This is a genomic window from Gluconacetobacter takamatsuzukensis (assembly GCF_014174275.1).
Taxonomy (GTDB): domain Bacteria; phylum Pseudomonadota; class Alphaproteobacteria; order Acetobacterales; family Acetobacteraceae; genus Gluconacetobacter; species Gluconacetobacter takamatsuzukensis.
Genome location: NZ_JABEQK010000013.1, coordinates 68,630 through 85,385 on the forward strand (window position 1 = coordinate 68,630; position 16,756 = coordinate 85,385).

Consider the following 16,756-nt stretch of genomic DNA (forward strand, 5'->3'; position numbering starts at 1 on the left):
CTGTCACGTATTCAGGCGGCGATGGGCCAGCACGGGCATGCCGGCGCGGACACGCTCGACCTGGTCGAGGCGCAGGGTGGCCGTGGCCCAGCCGATGCCGTTCGACGCCTGCGCGACGATCGTGCCCCATGGATCGACGATCATGGAATGGCCGTAGGTGCGGCGGGGATGGCCGCCGGCATCGATATGGGTGCCGGTGGTGCCGCAGGCCACGACCCAGCACTGGGTCTCGATCGCGCGGGCGCGCAGCAGCGTGGCCCAGTGGGCCTCGCCCGTTTCGGCGGTGAAGGCCGCCGGCAGCACGATGAGGTTCGCGCCCCGCCGGCGCAGGGCCAGGAACAGTTCGGCGAAGCGCAGATCGTAGCAGATGGCCAGCCCGGCGGTGAACGCGCCCACCGGGACGGTCACGATGTCGCTGCCCGGGGCGTATGTGTCGCTCTCGCGGTAGCCTTCGCCGCCGGGGGTGGTGATGTCGAACAGGTGGATCTTGCTGTAGCGCGCCAGTTCCGCCCCGTCGGGGCCGAAGACCAAGCTGGTGTTGAGCAGCCTGTCGCCATGGCGCTGGCCGATCGAGCCGCCATGCAGCGTGATGCCGTGCGTGCGCGCGGTCTCGGCCAGGAAACGATAGAGGGGGCCGGTGCCGGCCGTGGTGCCGGGGGCGGGGAGTTCCTCGGCATTGGCGAACTTGATCTCTGCCGTGCCGCCCAGGCAGCTCCAGATTTCCGGCAGTACCACCAGGTCGGGCCGGTCGGCGGCGACGGCGGCCGCGATCAGCTCGCGCGCCTGGGCGATATTGTCCGGCAGGGACGCGCCGGGGGCCATCTGGACGACAGTGGTGCGCACCTGACACTCCGTGCGAAGGGGATGCGGCCGGCCGGCCGATCCATGGTCCGATCCGCAAGAGGGATCGTCAGCCGCCTTTTATAAGGGGCGGGCCGACCCGCCCGCAACTGCCGCCCGCTTCGGGGGGCTGGTTTTCGCCGGGAGCATCTTCGACGCGGGCGGCATCCGGTCTATGCTGAGCGTCTGTGCTCCGGAGTCATCATGGCCGCCTCGTCGTCCCGTTTCGTGATCTATGCGGCCCTTGGGGGCAATCTGCTGGTCGCCGTCGTCAAGTTCGTCGCCGCCTTCATGACCGGCAGTGCCGCGATGCTGAGCGAGGCGATCCATTCGCTGATCGATACCGGCAACCAGATGCTGCTGCTGGTGGGGCTGCGCCGGGCCGCGCGGCCGGCCACCGCCCTGCATCCGTTCGGCTATGGGCTGGAGCTGTATTTCTGGACCTTCGTCGTGGCGCTGCTGATCTTCGGGCTCGGCGCCGGGGTCTCGGTGATCGAGGGGGTCAGCCGGATTCGCCATCCGCAGCCGGTGGATCATGTCGTCGTCAACTACGTGGTGCTGCTGCTGGCCATCCTGTTCGAGGGTTCGGTGTGGCTGGCGGCGCTGCGGGAGTTCCGCCGCAACGGCAAGGGGCGGCGCGGCTGGATCGAGGCGGTGCGGCACAGCAAGGACCCGACCGTCTTTACCGTGCTGTTCGAGGATACGGCGGCGCTGTGCGGGCTGGGGGTGGCGCTCCTGGGCAATATCCTGGCGGAAACGCTGGACCTGCCGATGCTCGACGGCGTGGCCTCGATCCTGATCGGTGTGATCCTGACCGTGACCGCGGCCTTTCTGGCGCGGGAGACCCAGTCGCTGCTGACCGGCGAGGGCATGGCGGCCGAATCCCTGGCCCGGGTGCGGGCCCTGGCCCTGCGCGAGCCCGGGGTGCTGGGGCTGAACGAAATGCGCTCGATGCATTTCGGGCCGTCGGACGTGCTGGTGGCGCTGAGCCTGGATTTCGATAACGGGCTGAGCGCCGGGCAGGTGGAGCGGGCGGTCTCGCATATCGAGGAGCAGATCCGGGCCGCCATGCCGGAGGTGACGCATGTGTTCATCGAGGCGCAGGATGCGTCGGCGCGGATGGCCAGGGGACGGCAGTGAAGGTTGTTCTTTTTTGAAAAAAGAACCAAAAAACTTTGATTCGTTCAGGAGTCTTGTGCTGGGCACATGCGATGGCCCTGAACGGATCAGAAGTCTTTTTGCTTCTTTTTCTTCAGAAAAAGAAGACTCTTATTCCTCGCTGACGAACGACCCCGCCGGGTAGCCCTGCGCGAACAGCAGCGCGCGCAGGCCGGCATGCTCCACCCGGTTGCCGATGGCCGCGCGGACGATCGGCTTGGCATGGAAGGCGATGCCCAGCCCGGCATCCTTCAGCATCGCCAGGTCGTTGGCGCCGTCGCCGACCGCCATGGTGGCGGCGGGTTTCAGGCGGCCGTCCTCGGCCAGGCGGCGCAGGTGGGCCAGCTTGGCGTCGGGGCCGAGGATCGGCTCGCCGACCGTGCCGGTCAGGGTGCCGTCGTGGATCTCCAGCACGTTCGCATGATGTTCGGCAAAGCCGCAGAGGGCGGCGACGCGGCTGGTGAAGAAGGTGAAGCCGCCGGAGACCAGGGCGGTGCGGGCGTTGCGGGCGCGCATGGTCGCCACCAGTTCGCGCGCGCCCTCGTTGAGGCGGACGTCGGCCCACGCGGCTTCCAGCAGGGTGGCGGGCAGGCCGGCCAGCAGGGCCACGCGCTCGCGCAGAGCGGCGGCGAAATCGATTTCGCCGTTCATCGAGCGGCGGGTGATCTCGGCGATGCGTTCGCCGATGCCGGCGTGGGCGGCGAGGTCGTCCAGCGTTTCGTTGGCGACGATGGTGCTGTCCATGTCCGCGACCAGAAGGCCTTTGCGTCGTCCGCGCGAACGCGTCAGAAGGACGTCGATATGGCGGGGGCCGAAGACGGCGCGCATCGTGTCCAGCGTCGGCATGCCCGCATGGGGTGCGGGGCTGGGGATGTCCACGGCCTCGCCGGGCGAGAGGATGACGGGGACGCCGCCCTTCACCATGTCCCGCGCGGCGCGGGCATCGGCGTCGGTCAGGGTCGTGGCGTCGCGGCGGGCGACGAGCGTGATGGTATGGGACAGCGACATGACGAACAGGCGTGTGACAGGGAAGGCGGCATGACGCAAGCGGTGGATCTGTCCGGACGGCCGGTCGTGGTGATCGCGGGGCCGACCTGCTCGGGCAAATCGGCGCTGGCCCTGGCGGTGGCGCGTGCGGTGGGTGGCGTGATCATCAATGCGGATTCGATGCAGGTCTATCGCGACCTGCGGATCCTGACTGCCCGGCCGTCGCCGGAGGAAGAAGCGGCGGTGCCGCACCGCCTGTATGGCGTGCTGCCCGCCCATGAGACCGGCAGCGTGGCCTGGTGGCGCGCCTGTGCGATGGCCGAAATCGAGGCGGCATGGGCCGGGGGGCGGCTGCCGGTGCTGTGCGGGGGCACCGGCATGTATATGCGCGCGCTGACCGATGGGCTGACCGATATTCCCGACCCCGGCGCCGAGGCCCGGGCCGAGGCGCGCCGGCTGGTGGAGGAAGAGGGGTCGGCGGCGCTGCATGCGCGGCTGGCGGCGGTCGATCCGGAAAGTGCCGCGGCCCTTCGCCCCTCCGACAGCCAGCGGGTGGCCCGGGCGTGGGAGGTATGGGCGGGTACGGGGTACGGCATGGCCCATTGGCGCCGGGCGGCGACGCTGCCGCCTCTGGCCTGCCATCGGGTGGCGGTGCGGCTGGAGCCGCCGCGCGATGTGCTGCGGGCGGCCATCGCACGGCGTTTCGCGGCGATGCTGGATGCCGGGGCGCTGGAGGAGGTGCGGGCGCTGCTGGCGCAGGACCTGTCCCCGGCGCTGCCGGCGATGCGGGCGCATGGGGTGCCGGAACTGGCGGCCCATCTGCGCGGGGAACTGGCGCTGGACGAGGCCGCCGCCCGCGCGGTGCTGGCGACGGGGCGCTATACGCGGCGGCAGACGACCTGGTTTGCGCATCATCGTCTGGCGGAGGCGGCCGATACGCGGGTGATCGACACGCGGATTGGCACCGATGCGCAACAAATGGAAAGGAATGACGGCGACGTCATTTCTTTTATTCTAAAACAGATTGACGCCGGCCGTCAGTTTCCCTAAACCCAGCCGACATTCCGTCCGGAGGGGGGCTTGTGGCCCCGCGTCAAACACGCCGGATGGAGGAGCAGGGACATGAACGCGACACCCAACCTGAACGATCTGAAGCCGAACACGCGCGACCAGGGGACGGATCTCGTCCTCTCCGGTGCCGAGGTCCTGCTTCGCGTTCTCGTCGAGCAGGGGGTCGATGTCATCTTCGGCTATCCGGGCGGCGCCGTGCTGCCGATCTACGACGCGCTGTTCAAGCAGAACGCGGTGCGGCACATCCTGGTGCGGCACGAGCAGGCGGCGGTGCATGCGGCGGAGGCCTATGCGCGCGCGACCGGCAAGGTCGGCGTGGTGCTGGTCACCAGTGGCCCGGGCGCGACCAATGCCGTGACCGGCCTGGTGGACGCGCTGATGGATTCCATCCCGGTCGTGTGCTTCACCGGGCAGGTCGGCGTGCCGCTGATCGGGACCGATGCGTTCCAGGAGGCCGACACCACGGGCATCACCCGGCAGGCCACCAAGCATAATTACCTGGTGAAGCACCCGGCCGACCTGGCCCGCGTGGCGCACGAGGCCTTCCATATCGCCCGCAGCGGCCGGCCGGGGCCGGTGGTGGTGGATCTGCCCAAGAATATCTCGGTGGGGCCGGCGCCCTATGCCCCGGCGTCGCGGGCGCCGCATCCATCCTACCGCCCGCGCACCGAGCCGGAGCGCGAGGCCGTGGTGCGTGCCGTCGCGGCCATGAAGCGCGCGCGCCGCCCGCTGTTCTATACCGGCGGCGGCATCATCAATGCGGGGCCGCAGGCCAGCGAGGCGCTGGGCCGGCTGGTGCGCAAGACGGGATTCCCCTGCACCTCCACCCTGATGGGGCTGGGGGCCTATCCGACCACCGACCGGCAGTTCCTGGGCATGCTGGGCATGCACGGGACCTACGAGGCCAACCTGGCCACCCATGGCTGCGACGTGCTGATTGCGCTGGGGGCGCGGTTCGACGACCGGGTGACCGGGCGGCTGGATGCGTTCTCGCCCGGGTCGTTCAAGATCCATGCCGATATCGAGCCCTCGCAGATCAACAAGATCGTGCAGGTCGACGTGCCGATCGTCGGTGACGCCGGGCGCGTGATCGAGATGATGCTGGAGGAATGGGACCGGCAGGACGGTGCCAGCGACCCGGCGGCGCTGGCCCAGTGGTGGCAGCAGATCGACGCCTGGCGCGGCATCCGCAGCCTGCATTTCGACCAGGACATGACGCCGTCGGCTATCATCCGGCCGCAGCATGCCGTCCGCCGGCTGTACGAACTGGCCATGGAGACCGGGCGGGACACGTTCGTCTCGACCGAGGTGGGCCAGCATCAGATGTGGGCGGCGCAGCATTTCCAGTTCGACCGGCCGAACCGCTGGCTGACGTCCGGCGGGCTGGGCACCATGGGCTATGGCCTGCCGGCGGCGGTGGGAGCGCAGGTCGCGCATCCCGACGCGCTGGTGATCGACATCGCGGGCGAGGCCTCGACCCTGATGAACATCCAGGAGCTGGGCACCATCGCCCAATATCGCCTGCCGGTGAAGCTGTTCATCCTGAACAACCAGTATATGGGCATGGTCCGCCAGTGGCAGGAATTGCTGCATGGCTCGCGCTATTCCGAGAGCTACAGCGCGGCGCTGCCGGATTTCGTCCGCCTGGCCGAGAGCTTCCATGCCAAGGGCATGCGCGCGACCTGCGTGGGCGAGCTGGACGACGTGATCCGCGCCATGCTGGCCGAGCCCGGCGCGGTGGTGGCCGATATCTGCGTGGCGCAGGATGAGAACTGCTATCCGATGATCCCGTCCGGCGCGGCCCACAACCAGATGCTTCTGGGGCCCGAGCAGGAAGGCGAGGTGAAGGTCAGCGCCGAGGGCCGCATGCTGGTCTGATCCGACGCGCCTTCGTCCCCCTCGGCCTGTCCGGCCGCTTCCCTTGATGTATACCGGCATCGGCGCGCGCGCCGTGCCAGCCCCTGTTCAGGAATTCTCATCATGACCATGCAGGACGAGACGATTGTCTCCGCGGTCATCTCCATTCTTGTGGAAAACGAAAGCGGCGTGCTGGCCCGCGTGATCGGGCTGTTTTCCGGGCGCGGCTACAATATCGAAAGCCTGACCGTGGCGCCGGTCGAGCAGTCGCGCCACCAGTCGCGCATCAATATCGTGACCTCGGGCACGCCGCAGGTGATCGAGCAGATCAAGGCCCAGGTGGGGCGGCTGGTGCCGGTCTATCGCGTGGCCGACCTGACGCAGGTGGGGCCGCATGTCGCGCGGGAAATGGCGCTGGTGAAGGTCGTTTCCAGCGGCGAGCCCCGGACCGAGGCCCTGCGGATTGCCGAGGCCTTCCGCGCGCGGGCGGTCGATACCACCGCCACATCCTTCGTCTTCGAGCTGACCGGCGCGACCGAGAAGCTCGATTCGTTCATCGACCTGATGCGTCCGCTCGGCCTGGCCGAGGTCTCTCGCACGGGCGTGGCCGCGATCATCCGGGGTCCCCGGACGATCTGACGGCGGGTCATTCTTTCTTTCGTTTCAACAGGAGATCCTATCATGCGCGTGTATTACGATCGCGACGCCGACGTGAACCTGATCAAGTCCAAGAAGGTCGCGATCATCGGCTATGGCAGCCAGGGCCATGCCCATGCCAACAACCTGAAGGATAGCGGCGTCACCGACATGGTGATCGGCCTGCGTCCGGGCTCGACCGCCGTGGCCAAGGCCGAGGGTGCGGGCTTCAAGGTCATGGACCCCTCCGCCGCCGCCGCCTGGGCCGACGTGGTGATGGTGCTGACGCCCGACGAGGGGCAGGGTGCGCTGTACAAGGAGCATCTGGAAGCCAACCTGAAGCAGGGTGCGGCGCTGGCGTTCGCGCATGGCCTGTCGATCCATTTCCGCATCATCGAGGCCCGTCCGGACCTGGATGTGTTCCTGATCGCGCCCAAGGGCCCCGGCCACACGGTGCGTTCGGAATATCAGCGGGGCGGCGGCGTGCCTTCGCTGGTCGCGGTGGCGCAGAATGCGTCGGGCAATGCGCTGGAAATCGCGCTGTCCTATGCCTCGGCCAATGGCGGCGGCCGGGCCGGCATCATCGAGACGACCTTCAAGGAAGAGGTCGAGACCGACCTGTTCGGCGAGCAGGCCGTGCTGTGCGGTGGCCTGGTCGAGCTGATCCGCGCCGGGTTCGAGACGCTGGTCGAGGCCGGCTATGCCCCCGAGATGGCGTATTTCGAGTGCCTGCACGAGACCAAGCTGATCGTCGACCTGATCTATGAAGGCGGCATCGCGAACATGAACTACTCGATCTCGAACACCGCGGAATATGGCGAATACGTCACCGGTCCGCGGATCGTGACGCCCGAGACCAAGGCCGAGATGAAGCGCGTGCTGACCGATATCCAGGACGGCACCTTCGTGCGCAACTTCATCCTGGAAAACCAGTCCGGCAATGTCGGCTTCAAGGCGATCCGCGCCCGCAACAACGCCCACCAGATCGAGCAGGTCGGCGAGAAGCTGCGCGCGATGATGCCGTGGATCGGCAAGAATGCGCTGGTCGACAAGACCCGCAACTGATTTCGACGAAGGGGGCGGGGCCGGTTGGTCCCGCCCCCGCTTTTATTGTTGCCGGCTTTTGTCGGATTTTTCGGCCGTGAAGAAGAGCCGTCTTTCTTTATTGTGATGACCGTCCCGATGGTCCCGGGATGTTGATTTCTCGCAGGCAGGGATGGCGCGCTAGGGGATAGCGTTCCGCGACCCGGACAGTCGGGGCGCCGAGAGCCGGCAAGACCCGATGCTTGAAGACGCATTATTGCTCGATGCCAGCGGCAACCCCATCATCCAGGACCATAGTCCGCATTCGTCCGACTGGGACGAAGTCGATGCGTTTTGCAGGCAGGTCTACATGCCTTACAGAACGCAGCCGCTCCTGCGCGCGCGGCGGCCCGATGCCACCATGTATTCCGTCGGGATCGGCGGCATTGTCGCCACCCGTTTTTCCTACGGGGTGCCGGTGCATCTTTCGGAATTCGACCCCGCTGCCGGGCGCGTGCTGGTCCTGACCACGCTGCGCGGCGGGGTGGAGCATGCCGCCATGCGGGGAGAGAGTGTGCATACCCGCAGCGGCGAGAGCTTTGTGGCCGATTGCAGCCGGACGCCCTACTGGCTGAAGGCGAGCGAGGACCATCTTCAGCTCAACCTCACGATCGGCCATGACAGGCTGGCGGAGATCGCCCGGCACTGGCTTGGCTTTCTGCCCGACGATCGCCTGTGGACCGCCAAGGTCCGGTTTGGGGACCGGAATTCGTCCTGGATCGCGCTGATGGAATATGTGACCCGTACCGTCGGCCAGATGCGGTCGGGGCTGGACGAGCGTGTTGGCGCGCATCTGGGCGAGATTGTCTGTATCGAGCTTCTGCGCCAATGGGCGGCCGGCGCCGGGATCGACCTGGGTCGGGGGGACGGGCATGCGGCGCCGGTCTATGTCCGGCGGGCGGAGGAATTCATGCGGGAGCATGCGGCCAGCCAGCCGACCATGACGGAGGTGGCTGCTGCCGCCTGTGTCAGCGTACGGGCGCTGACCGGTGCCTTCAGGCGGTATCGGGACACGACGCCCGGTGCCTTCCTGCGCGAGCAGCGGCTGCTGGGGGTGCGGGGCGACCTGCTGGCCTCGGCGCCCGGCGAGACGGTCAGTGCGATCGCCAGTCGCTGGGGGTATGTGAATTTCGGCGAATTCGCGCAGAGTTTCCGCATGCGTTTCGGTGAATTGCCGTCGGCGACCCGGGGGCGACGTCACGATTGATTGAAGCGCGCAGGCCTTCAGCTTGCCGATCCGAGATATCCGATGCCGACTGGAGGTAGATGACGGCCGCGTCCGGCGACATTGTCCCACTATATATTCGTTTTTGTAGGGACAGTTATGTGGGACAGGATTAAGACCCTGTGCGATGGTCTTCTTGCCGATACGGTCGCCCGGGCCCCGCTTGTGCCGGGTGTCGTGGCCATGGTGACGGATTGCCAGGACACGGTCTTTGCCGGTGCGGCCGGGGCGCGCGTGGTCGGTGGCGCGGCCATGACGACGGATTCGGTCTTCCGGATCTTTTCATGCACGAAGGCGCTGGCCGGGGTCGCGGTCATGCAACTGGTGGAGGAAGGTCGGCTCGACCTGGATGCGCCGGCGAGGATGTATGTGCCGGAGCTTGGCGATATCCAGGTGATCGAGGGGTTCGATGCCGATGGCGCGCCCCGATGCCGGCCGCCGAAGCGCGAGATCACGACCCGGATGCTGATGCTGCATACGGCCGGGTTCGGATATGATTTCTTCAACGAGCCCTACCGGCGCCTTGCCGAAGAGGGGCGGCTGCCCAGTATCGTGTCGGGTACCCGGGCCTCGATCACCGCTCCGCTGCTGTTCGATCCGGGCGAACGGTGGAATTACGGCGTCAATATCGACTGGGCGGGACAGGTGGTCGAACGGATCGCGGGGGCCCGTCTGGGGGAGGTGCTGAAGGAGCGGGTCTTCGACCCCCTTGGCATGCGCGATACGGGTTTCAGCCTGTCGCCCGCCATGCGCGCGCGGCTGGTCACGATGCATCAGCGCGAACCGAATGGCGCGCTGACGCCGCTGCCGGATTTCGAACTGCCGCAGGAACCCGAAATCCATATGGGCGGGCATGGGCTCTATTCCACGGTCGGCGACTATATGCGGTTCATCCGCATGATCCTGAATGACGGCATGGGGGAAAACGGGCGCGTGCTGCGGGCGGAAACCGTTGCCGCCATGGCCCGTAACGGGTTGGGGGAGCTGAAGCTCTCGCCGCTCAGGGGGGTGGTTCCGGCCCTGTCCAATGATGCCGAGTTCTTTCCCGGACAGGCGAAATCATGGGGATACAGCTTCATGATCAACGATGAGACCGCGCCGACGGGGCGGCCCGCCGGGGCGTTGGGCTGGGCGGGGCTGGCCAATCTCTATTACTGGATCGACCGCAAGAACGGTCTGGGTGGGTTCTGGGCCACGCAGATACTCCCGTTTGCCGATAGCTTTACCTTCGGGAGGTTCATGGATTTCGAAACCTTTGTCTATGACAGCGGACTGGCCGGATAGGGGCTGGCATCCGCCGATCCGGCGGGCGTGATGGCGGGGCCGGTGCGGCATGTCGCCGGTATCGGGGCGATGGGGCGGGTTCGCTGGTGCGGATGCGCCAGTCCTGCTTTGCCTGGGCTGCTCTTTCATGGCGGGGAAAAGTGGGAATAAGGTCGGGGGGCTCAGTCAGCGAGGACATGGACAATGACCGATTACGTCATCCCGCAGCCGCCGCAGCCCAGCCTGTCCGTCACGGGGAGCGGGGCCCGTTTTCCGGTGCGCCGGATCTGGTGCGTCGGGCAGAACTATGCCGACCATGCGCGGGAGATGGGGGGCGACCCGGAGCGTGCGCCGCCTTTCTTCTTTGCCAAGCCGGGTGATGCCGTCGTCCCCGGTGGCGGGGTGCTGCCCTTTCCGGTCCGGACCGCCAATCTGCATTACGAGGTGGAGCTGGTGGTGGCGATCGGCACCGGGGGGCGGGATATTCCGGCGGATCGGGCGCTGTCGCATGTCTATGGCTATGCGCTGGGCCTGGACATGACGCGCCGCGACTTGCAGGCCGAGGCGAAGAAGGCCGGCCGGCCGTGGGCGCTGGCCAAGGGGTTCGACCAGTCCTGCCCGATCGGGCCGGTGGCGCCCGTGGCCGCGATCGGCCATCCGGATCGCGGGCCCATCACGCTGTCGGTGAATGGTGTGGTGCGCCAGCGGGGCGATGTGTCGGACATGATCTGGCCGGTGGCCGATATCATCTCGCAGCTCAGTGCCTTCGTCGCGCTGGCGCCGGGCGACCTGATCATGACCGGCACGCCGGCGGGGGTCGGCGCGGTGCAGCCGGGCGATGTGCTGCATGCGACCTGTGTCGGGGTCGGTACGCTGGATGTAACCTACGGCGCCGCCTGATCGGTCATGAGGCCCGGTTGCAGCAGGTCGCCGATGAAGAGGGCGATCTTCTGCGAATGGGCGGTGCTGACGGGGTGGATGGCGTAGAAGGTGACGGGGTCGGGTTCCCAGTCTTCCATCACGGTTGCCAGCCGCCCGGCCCGCACGGCGTCTTCGACCTCCCACAGGGATTTCTGGGTCAGGCCCAGTCCGGCCAGGGCCCATTGCACCGGCAGTTCCGAATTGCTGGAGGCCAGCAGACCGTCGATCCGCCATGGGCGTGTGGCCTCCCCCCGGCCGAAGCGCCAGGTGGCCCGGCACTGGCCGGTCATGTTGGCGACCAGGCAGTCATGCCGGGCCAGGTCGGCGGGGGTCTGCGGGGTGCCGCGGCGGGCCAGGTAATCCGGGCTGGCCACCAGCACGCGGCGGCTTTCCATCAGGCGCCGGCCGGTCAGGGTAGTGTCCACCACCGGGGCGCCGCGAATGGCGATGTCGAATCCTTCGCCGACAATGTCCGCCATCCGGTCCTCCAGCGTCAGGTGCACGCGGATGCCGGGGTGGCGGCGGACGAAATCGGCGACGAAGGGGGCCAGCCGCAGGCGTCCGAACGGGGTTGGGGCGGTGACGCGCAGCATGCCGCCGGGGGCGCCGACCGTCTCGCGCACCCTTGCTTCCATCATCTCGGTGGCGGCCAGGATCGCGGTGGCTTCATCCAAATAGATGCGGCCGGCTTCGGTCAGGGTCTGGCGCCTGGTGGTGCGGACCAGCAGGCGCGTGCCCAGCCGGCGTTCCAGCCGCGACAGCCGGTCGCTGACCACCGACGGCGCCAGGCCCAGATGGCGGGCCGCCGCCGACAGGCCGCCGTGGCGGGCGATTTCGACCATCACCCGCATCTCGTCGATGTCGCGCATCGTTCGCCTTTTCCGGAAACTGTTTTCCGGTTTTGACGGTTATCATTCCCTGCCCCGCACGCCCATAGTCCCCGCTGATCGATCCGTTACAGGAGGCAATCCATGCAGTATCGTCAGCTCGGCCGTTCCGGCCTGCGCATTTCGGCCTTCACGCTCGGCACCATGACGTTCGGGGGCAAGGGGGCGTTTGCCAAGACGGGCAACACCGACCTCGCGGGTGCGCAGCGGCAGATCGACATGTGCATCGAGGCCGGGATCAATATCTTCGATACCGCCGATATCTATTCCGCCGGCGTGTCGGAGGAGATCCTGGGGGCGGCGCTGAAGGGGCGGTCGTCGGAAATCCTGGTCAGCACCAAGACGCGCTTTCGCATGGGCGAGGGGGCGAACGATGCCGGGCTGTCGCGCTACCATATCGTCGCGGCGGCCGAGGCCAGCCTGCGCCGGCTGGGGCGCGACCATATCGACCTGTATTACCTGCATGAATGGGATGGCCAGACCCCGCTGGACGAGACGCTGGAGGCGCTGGATACGCTGACGCGGTCGGGCAAGATCCGCTATGCTGGCGTATCTAATTTCTCGGCCTGGCATCTGATGAAGGCGCTGGGTACGGCGGAGCGCCATCGGCTGATCGCGCCGGTCGCGCAGCAGATCTATTATTCCTTGCAGGCGCGCGAGGCGGAATACGAGTTGCTGCCGGTGGCGCTGGACCAGGGGATCGGCGTGCAGGTGTGGAGCCCGCTGGCGGGCGGCCTGCTGTCCGGCAAGCATCGGCGCGGCAAGCCCGAGCCCGAGGGCACGCGCCAGCTGGCCCAGTGGGGCGAGCCGCCGGTCTATGATGTCGAGAAGCTGTATGATGTCGTCGAGGTTCTGGTGGCGATCGGCGCGGAACGGGGCGTGTCCGCCGCCCAAGTGGCGCTGGCCTGGGTTGCGCATCGCCCGGCGATTACTTCGGTCGTGATCGGTGCGCGGACCGATGCCCAGCTGGCCGACAATCTGAAAGCGGCGGAACTAAGCCTTTCGGCCGAGGAAATGGCGCGGCTGGATGCGGCCAGTGCGCCGCCTCTGCTGTATCCGTATTGGCATCAGGCGCGCACGGCAGCAGATCGGCTGTCAGCGGCCGATCTGCTGCTGCTTGGCCCTGCGATCAAGAAAGGCTGAGGGGCGGTGGGAGCCTGTCGCCGCGCGGCGGCGTGCCTGCTTGTGGCCGGTGCGGTCGCGGGCCTGCCGGCGGGGAGTGCGGCGCGGGCTGCCGGGCCGGCCGTCATCACCACCCAGAAACTGTCGTGGGAGATTGCCGACCAGCTTGCGGCGGCGGCGGTTCGGATCTGTGCCGCGCGCGGCTGGTCCGTGACCGCCGCCGTGGTCGATCCGTCGGGCCATGAGCAGGCGGTCATCAAGGGGGATACGGTGCCGCTGCAATCGCTGTCGGTGTCGTACCGCAAGGCCTACACGGCCTATGCCTATGGCATGACCTTCGACAAGGACACGACCAGCGCATTGATCGCGGCCAAGGTCACGGGGCCGCCCAATGGGGCGCTGAACACGATTCCTCAGGTTCTGTTCGTGCCCGGGGGGGTCCTGCTGCGGCGGGCGGATCGTTCGGTGCTAGGAGGGCTGGGTGTGTCCGGCGCGCCGGGTGGCGAGCTGGACGAGGCCTGCGCGGTGGCGGCGGTCAAGGAAGTCTCGCCGCGGTTTCAATGATCGGTGTCATGGAAGGGGCCGCGTGAGGGGCGGGGCAGTCATGTGCCATCGCGCTTCCAGGCTCTTGTAACAACGTCCCATTATCCCCATCTCGGCCTCAGTGTGGTGCGCCGTTGCCTCCTGGCAGGGATGGCGCCCCCAGCTTCAGGTCGCCTGAGTGAAAGGGACATGGGATCATGAATATCGAGAAATTTACGGAACGGTCGCGCGGGTTCCTCCAGGCCGCGCAGACGATCGCGGTGCGTGAGTACAACCAGCAGCTGACGGCGGAACATCTGCTGAAGGCGCTGCTGGACGATCCGGAAGGCGCGGCATCCGCGCTGATCCGTGCCGCCGGTGGGCAGGCGCCCGCCATCCAGGCGGCCGTCGAGGCTGCGCTGGCCAAGCTGCCCCGCGTGCAGGGTGGTGGGGCCGGGCAGCCGCAGGCCACGCCCGATCTGGTCCGGCTGCTGGATGCGGCGCAGAGCGCGGCGCAGAAGGCGGGTGACGAATATGTGGCGCAGGACCGGCTGCTGGTGGCCATCGCGGCCTCGGAAACGCCGGCCGGCCGTGCGCTGCGTGAGGGCGGTGCGACGCCGCAGGCGCTGGACAAGGCGGTTGCTGCCATCCGCAAGGGCCGCACCGTGACCAGCGAGAATGCCGAGGCCGGGTTCGACGCGCTGAAGAAATATGCGCGCGACGTGACCGAGATTGCCCAGCAGGGCAAGCTGGACCCGGTGATCGGGCGCGACGAGGAAATCCGCCGGGCGATCCAGGTCCTGGCCCGGCGCAGCAAGAACAATCCGGTCCTGATCGGTGAGCCCGGGGTGGGCAAGACCGCGATCGTGGAAGGGCTGGCGTTGCGCATCGTCAATGGCGACGTGCCGGAGGCGCTGAAGAACAAGCGGCTGCTGTCGCTCGATCTTGGCGCGCTGGTGGCGGGTGCCAAGTTCCGCGGCGAGTTCGAGGAGCGGCTGAAGGCGGTGCTCAAGGAGATCGAGAGCGCCGAGGGGCAGGTGATCCTGTTCATCGACGAGATGCACACGCTGGTCGGTGCCGGGCGGACGGATGGCGCGATGGATGCGTCCAACCTGATCAAGCCGGAACTGGCGCGCGGCACGCTGCATTGCATCGGTGCGACCACGCTGGACGAGTACCGCAAGTATATAGAGAAGGACGCGGCGCTGGCCCGGCGATTCCAGCCGGTCTATGTCGGCGAGCCGTCGGTGCCCGATACGATCTCGATCCTGCGCGGCATCAAGGAGAAGTATGAGCTCCATCACGGCGTGCGGATTACCGACAATGCGCTGGTGGCGGCGGCCACGCTGTCCAACCGCTACATCACCGACCGTTTCCTGCCCGACAAGGCGATCGATCTGGTGGATGAGGCGGCCAGCCGGCTGCGGATGCAGATCGACAGCAAGCCCGAGGAGCTGGACGAACTCGACCGCCGGCTGATCCAGCTGAAGATCGAGCGCGAGGCGATCCGCAAGGAAGAGGATTCGGCGAGCCGCGAGCGGCTGGTGAAGCTGGAAGCCGAACTGGCGGAGATCGAGGAAAAGTCGAACGCCATGTCGGCGGCCTGGCATGCCGAGAAGGATCGGGTGAACGCGATCCAGAAGCTGAAGGAACAGCTCGACCAGGCGCGTTCGGATGTCGAGGTCGCGCAGCGGCGCGGGGATCTGGGGCGGGCGTCGGAGCTGATGTATGGCGTCATCCCCAATCTGGAGGGGAAGATCGCCAGCGCGCAGGAGGCGAACGAGAGCGCCGCCGCCGGTGCGGGGCTGGTCAGCGAGGCCGTGACCGAGCAGGGTATCGCCTCCGTCGTGTCGCGCTGGACCGGTGTGCCGGTGGACCGGATGCTGGAAGGCGAGCGGGCCAAGCTGCTGCGGATGGAGGACGAGCTGCGCCGCAGCGTGGTGGGCCAGGAACCGGCGCTGAAGGCGGTGGCCAATGCGGTGCGGCGGGCCCGTGCGGGCTTGCAGGACCCGAACCGGCCGATCGGCTCGTTCCTTTTCCTCGGCCCGACCGGCGTGGGCAAGACCGAGTTGTGCAAGGCGCTGGCCCGCTTCCTGTTCGACGACGAGAAGGCGCTGCTGCGCATCGACATGAGCGAGTTCATGGAGAAGCATGCGGTCTCGCGCCTGATCGGCGCGCCTCCGGGCTATGTCGGGTATGAGGAAGGCGGCGTGCTGACCGAGGCCGTGCGGCGCCGGCCCTATCAGGTGATCCTGTTCGACGAGGTGGAGAAGGCGCACGAGGATGTCTTCAACGTGCTGCTCCAGGTGCTCGATGACGGGCGCCTGACGGACGGGCAGGGGCGGACGGTCGATTTCCGCAACACCATCATCGTCCTGACCAGCAATCTGGGGTCCGATGTCCTGGCGCATCTGCCGGACAACGAATCCACCGATATGGTGCAGGCCGAAGTCATGAAGGTGGTGCGCAATCACTTCCGGCCGGAATTCCTCAACCGTCTGGACGAGATCATCCTGTTCTCCCGCCTCCAGCGGACGGACATGACGCGGATCGTCGATATCCAGATCGGGCGGCTGCGCAAGCTGCTGGACGAGCGGCATATCGAGCTGGACCTGGACGAGCCCGGGCATCTCTGGCTGGCCGAGGAAGGCTACGATCCGGTCTACGGTGCGCGGCCGCTGAAGCGGGTGATCCAGCGCGCCTTGCAGAACCCGCTGGCCGGGCTGCTGCTGGAGGGGACCATCCATGACGGCGAGCGGATCAAGGTGTCAGCCAACGATAAGGGCCTGACCATCAACGGCCGGTCGATCGCCGAAGACTGACCGGGTGGCGGGGTGGCGCATTCCGGTGCGCTGCCCCGTCCGCAGCGCTTTTCGCGGCCCTGACATGGAAAAGCAGAAAAAAGTTCATTTTCTTATCCACTCCTTATCCACAGAGGGGTGTGGGCTCTCGGTTGGGTGAGCCGGTTTTCCGGGAAAAACAGGGTGTTTCGAGGTGATTTTACGCCGCGTTGACATCCCCCCCCGATCTCCGTAAAACCCGCCTCACCGAACGGCACTACCGCTTCGGACCGGTTCTTTGACAATAGAATATGGAATGGAAGGGATATGTTGGCGGCGTTCTGGCGGCCTGCGGAAGCGGGTTGTTGAGGGATTGGTCTGGTCTGGGTTTAGCCTGGGTTTGA

The 16,756-nt window shown here is 67.2% G+C and carries 14 protein-coding genes; 11 read left to right on the plus strand and 3 right to left on the minus strand.

All coding sequences use genetic code 11. The features are described from left to right. Nucleotides 1-3: 3 nt before the first annotated feature. The gene (locus tag HLH27_RS14845) at nucleotides 4-843 is read right to left on the minus strand and encodes a nitrilase-related carbon-nitrogen hydrolase (RefSeq protein ID WP_182950819.1); all 840 of its coding nucleotides are present in this window, start codon (nucleotides 841-843) and stop codon (nucleotides 4-6) included. 198 nt (nucleotides 844-1,041) lie between these two features. Between HLH27_RS14845 and HLH27_RS14850 the strand changes: the two genes are divergently transcribed. Continuing rightward, nucleotides 1,042-1,980: a cation diffusion facilitator family transporter gene (locus HLH27_RS14850; protein WP_182950839.1), complete on the plus strand. Its 939-nt coding sequence runs from the start codon at nucleotides 1,042-1,044 to the stop codon at nucleotides 1,978-1,980. Between the two features lie 129 nt (nucleotides 1,981-2,109). Here HLH27_RS14850 and serB read toward each other — a convergent pair whose 3' ends face one another. Beyond that, nucleotides 2,110-3,006 carry a phosphoserine phosphatase SerB gene (serB, locus tag HLH27_RS14855; RefSeq protein WP_182950840.1) on the minus strand — a complete coding sequence of 299 codons (897 nt, stop codon included), beginning with the start codon at nucleotides 3,004-3,006 and terminating at the stop codon, nucleotides 2,110-2,112. Between the two features lie 30 nt (nucleotides 3,007-3,036). Here serB and miaA point away from each other — a divergent pair, with 30 nt between their 5' ends. From miaA to HLH27_RS14890, 7 genes are all read left to right on the plus strand, one after another. Beyond that, nucleotides 3,037-4,035, plus strand: a complete 999-nt coding sequence (gene miaA / locus HLH27_RS14860; RefSeq protein ID WP_182950820.1) for a tRNA (adenosine(37)-N6)-dimethylallyltransferase MiaA — start codon at nucleotides 3,037-3,039, stop codon at nucleotides 4,033-4,035. 72 nt (nucleotides 4,036-4,107) lie between these two features. Further along, nucleotides 4,108-5,934: a biosynthetic-type acetolactate synthase large subunit gene (gene ilvB, locus HLH27_RS14865; RefSeq protein ID WP_182950821.1), complete on the plus strand. Its 1,827-nt coding sequence runs from the start codon at nucleotides 4,108-4,110 to the stop codon at nucleotides 5,932-5,934. 108 nt (nucleotides 5,935-6,042) lie between these two features. After that, the gene (ilvN, locus tag HLH27_RS14870; RefSeq protein ID WP_408870859.1) at nucleotides 6,043-6,552 is read left to right on the plus strand and encodes an acetolactate synthase small subunit; all 510 of its coding nucleotides are present in this window, start codon (nucleotides 6,043-6,045) and stop codon (nucleotides 6,550-6,552) included. 42 nt (nucleotides 6,553-6,594) lie between these two features. After that, complete coding sequence (ilvC, locus tag HLH27_RS14875; protein ID WP_182950823.1) at nucleotides 6,595-7,614, plus strand: ketol-acid reductoisomerase; 1,020 nt, start codon at nucleotides 6,595-6,597, stop codon at nucleotides 7,612-7,614. Nucleotides 7,615-7,831: 217 nt separating this feature from the next. Then, entirely contained in the window at nucleotides 7,832-8,839 is a 1,008-nt protein-coding gene (locus HLH27_RS14880; RefSeq protein WP_182950824.1) for an AraC family transcriptional regulator, read from the plus strand. Between the two features lie 117 nt (nucleotides 8,840-8,956). Then, nucleotides 8,957-10,141, plus strand: coding sequence for a methyl acetate hydrolase AcmB (locus tag HLH27_RS14885; protein WP_182950825.1), 1,185 nt, complete (start codon nucleotides 8,957-8,959; stop codon nucleotides 10,139-10,141). A gap of 183 nt (nucleotides 10,142-10,324) precedes the next feature. Continuing rightward, entirely contained in the window at nucleotides 10,325-11,020 is a 696-nt protein-coding gene (locus HLH27_RS14890) for a fumarylacetoacetate hydrolase family protein (RefSeq protein ID WP_182950826.1), read from the plus strand. On the opposite strand, the gene HLH27_RS14895 is transcribed toward HLH27_RS14890, so the two are convergent. After that, a complete protein-coding gene (locus HLH27_RS14895) occupies nucleotides 11,005-11,910 on the minus strand; it encodes a LysR family transcriptional regulator (RefSeq protein WP_182950827.1) in 906 nt (301 codons plus the stop codon). The two genes, HLH27_RS14890 and HLH27_RS14895, sit on opposite strands and share 16 nt — an antisense overlap. A gap of 102 nt (nucleotides 11,911-12,012) precedes the next feature. On the opposite strand from HLH27_RS14895, the gene HLH27_RS14900 reads away from it, so the two are divergent. The 3 genes from HLH27_RS14900 to clpB all read left to right on the plus strand — a co-directional run bounded on the left by HLH27_RS14900 (nucleotide 12,013) and on the right by clpB (nucleotide 16,394). After that, a complete protein-coding gene (locus tag HLH27_RS14900; RefSeq protein ID WP_182950828.1) occupies nucleotides 12,013-13,071 on the plus strand; it encodes an aldo/keto reductase in 1,059 nt (352 codons plus the stop codon). A gap of 6 nt (nucleotides 13,072-13,077) precedes the next feature. Further along, a complete protein-coding gene (locus tag HLH27_RS14905; RefSeq protein WP_408870858.1) occupies nucleotides 13,078-13,614 on the plus strand; it encodes a GlcG/HbpS family heme-binding protein in 537 nt (178 codons plus the stop codon). 176 nt (nucleotides 13,615-13,790) lie between these two features. Continuing rightward, nucleotides 13,791-16,394 (plus strand): ATP-dependent chaperone ClpB, encoded by a 2,604-nt coding sequence (gene clpB / locus HLH27_RS14910; protein WP_182950829.1) that lies wholly within the window; start codon nucleotides 13,791-13,793, stop codon nucleotides 16,392-16,394. Nucleotides 16,395-16,756: the final 362 nt, after the last annotated feature.

Bases quoted from the DNA above. Each gene is read 5' to 3' on its own strand.
- ilvN (WP_408870859.1), top strand. From the start codon at position 6,043: ATGCAGGACGAGACGATTGTCTCCGCGGTCATCTCCATTCTTGTGGAA.
- ilvB (WP_182950821.1), top strand. From the start codon at position 4,108: ATGAACGCGACACCCAACCTGAACGATCTGAAGCCGAACACGCGCGAC.
- ilvC (WP_182950823.1), top strand. From the start codon at position 6,595: ATGCGCGTGTATTACGATCGCGACGCCGACGTGAACCTGATCAAGTCC.
- HLH27_RS14890 (WP_182950826.1), top strand. From the start codon at position 10,325: ATGACCGATTACGTCATCCCGCAGCCGCCGCAGCCCAGCCTGTCCGTC.
- HLH27_RS14900 (WP_182950828.1), top strand. From the start codon at position 12,013: ATGCAGTATCGTCAGCTCGGCCGTTCCGGCCTGCGCATTTCGGCCTTC.
- miaA (WP_182950820.1), top strand. From the start codon at position 3,037: ATGACGCAAGCGGTGGATCTGTCCGGACGGCCGGTCGTGGTGATCGCG.
- serB (WP_182950840.1), bottom strand. From the start codon at position 3,006: ATGTCGCTGTCCCATACCATCACGCTCGTCGCCCGCCGCGACGCCACG.
- clpB (WP_182950829.1), top strand. From the start codon at position 13,791: ATGAATATCGAGAAATTTACGGAACGGTCGCGCGGGTTCCTCCAGGCC.
- HLH27_RS14885 (WP_182950825.1), top strand. From the start codon at position 8,957: ATGTGGGACAGGATTAAGACCCTGTGCGATGGTCTTCTTGCCGATACG.
- HLH27_RS14880 (WP_182950824.1), top strand. From the start codon at position 7,832: ATGCTTGAAGACGCATTATTGCTCGATGCCAGCGGCAACCCCATCATC.
- HLH27_RS14895 (WP_182950827.1), bottom strand. From the start codon at position 11,910: ATGCGCGACATCGACGAGATGCGGGTGATGGTCGAAATCGCCCGCCAC.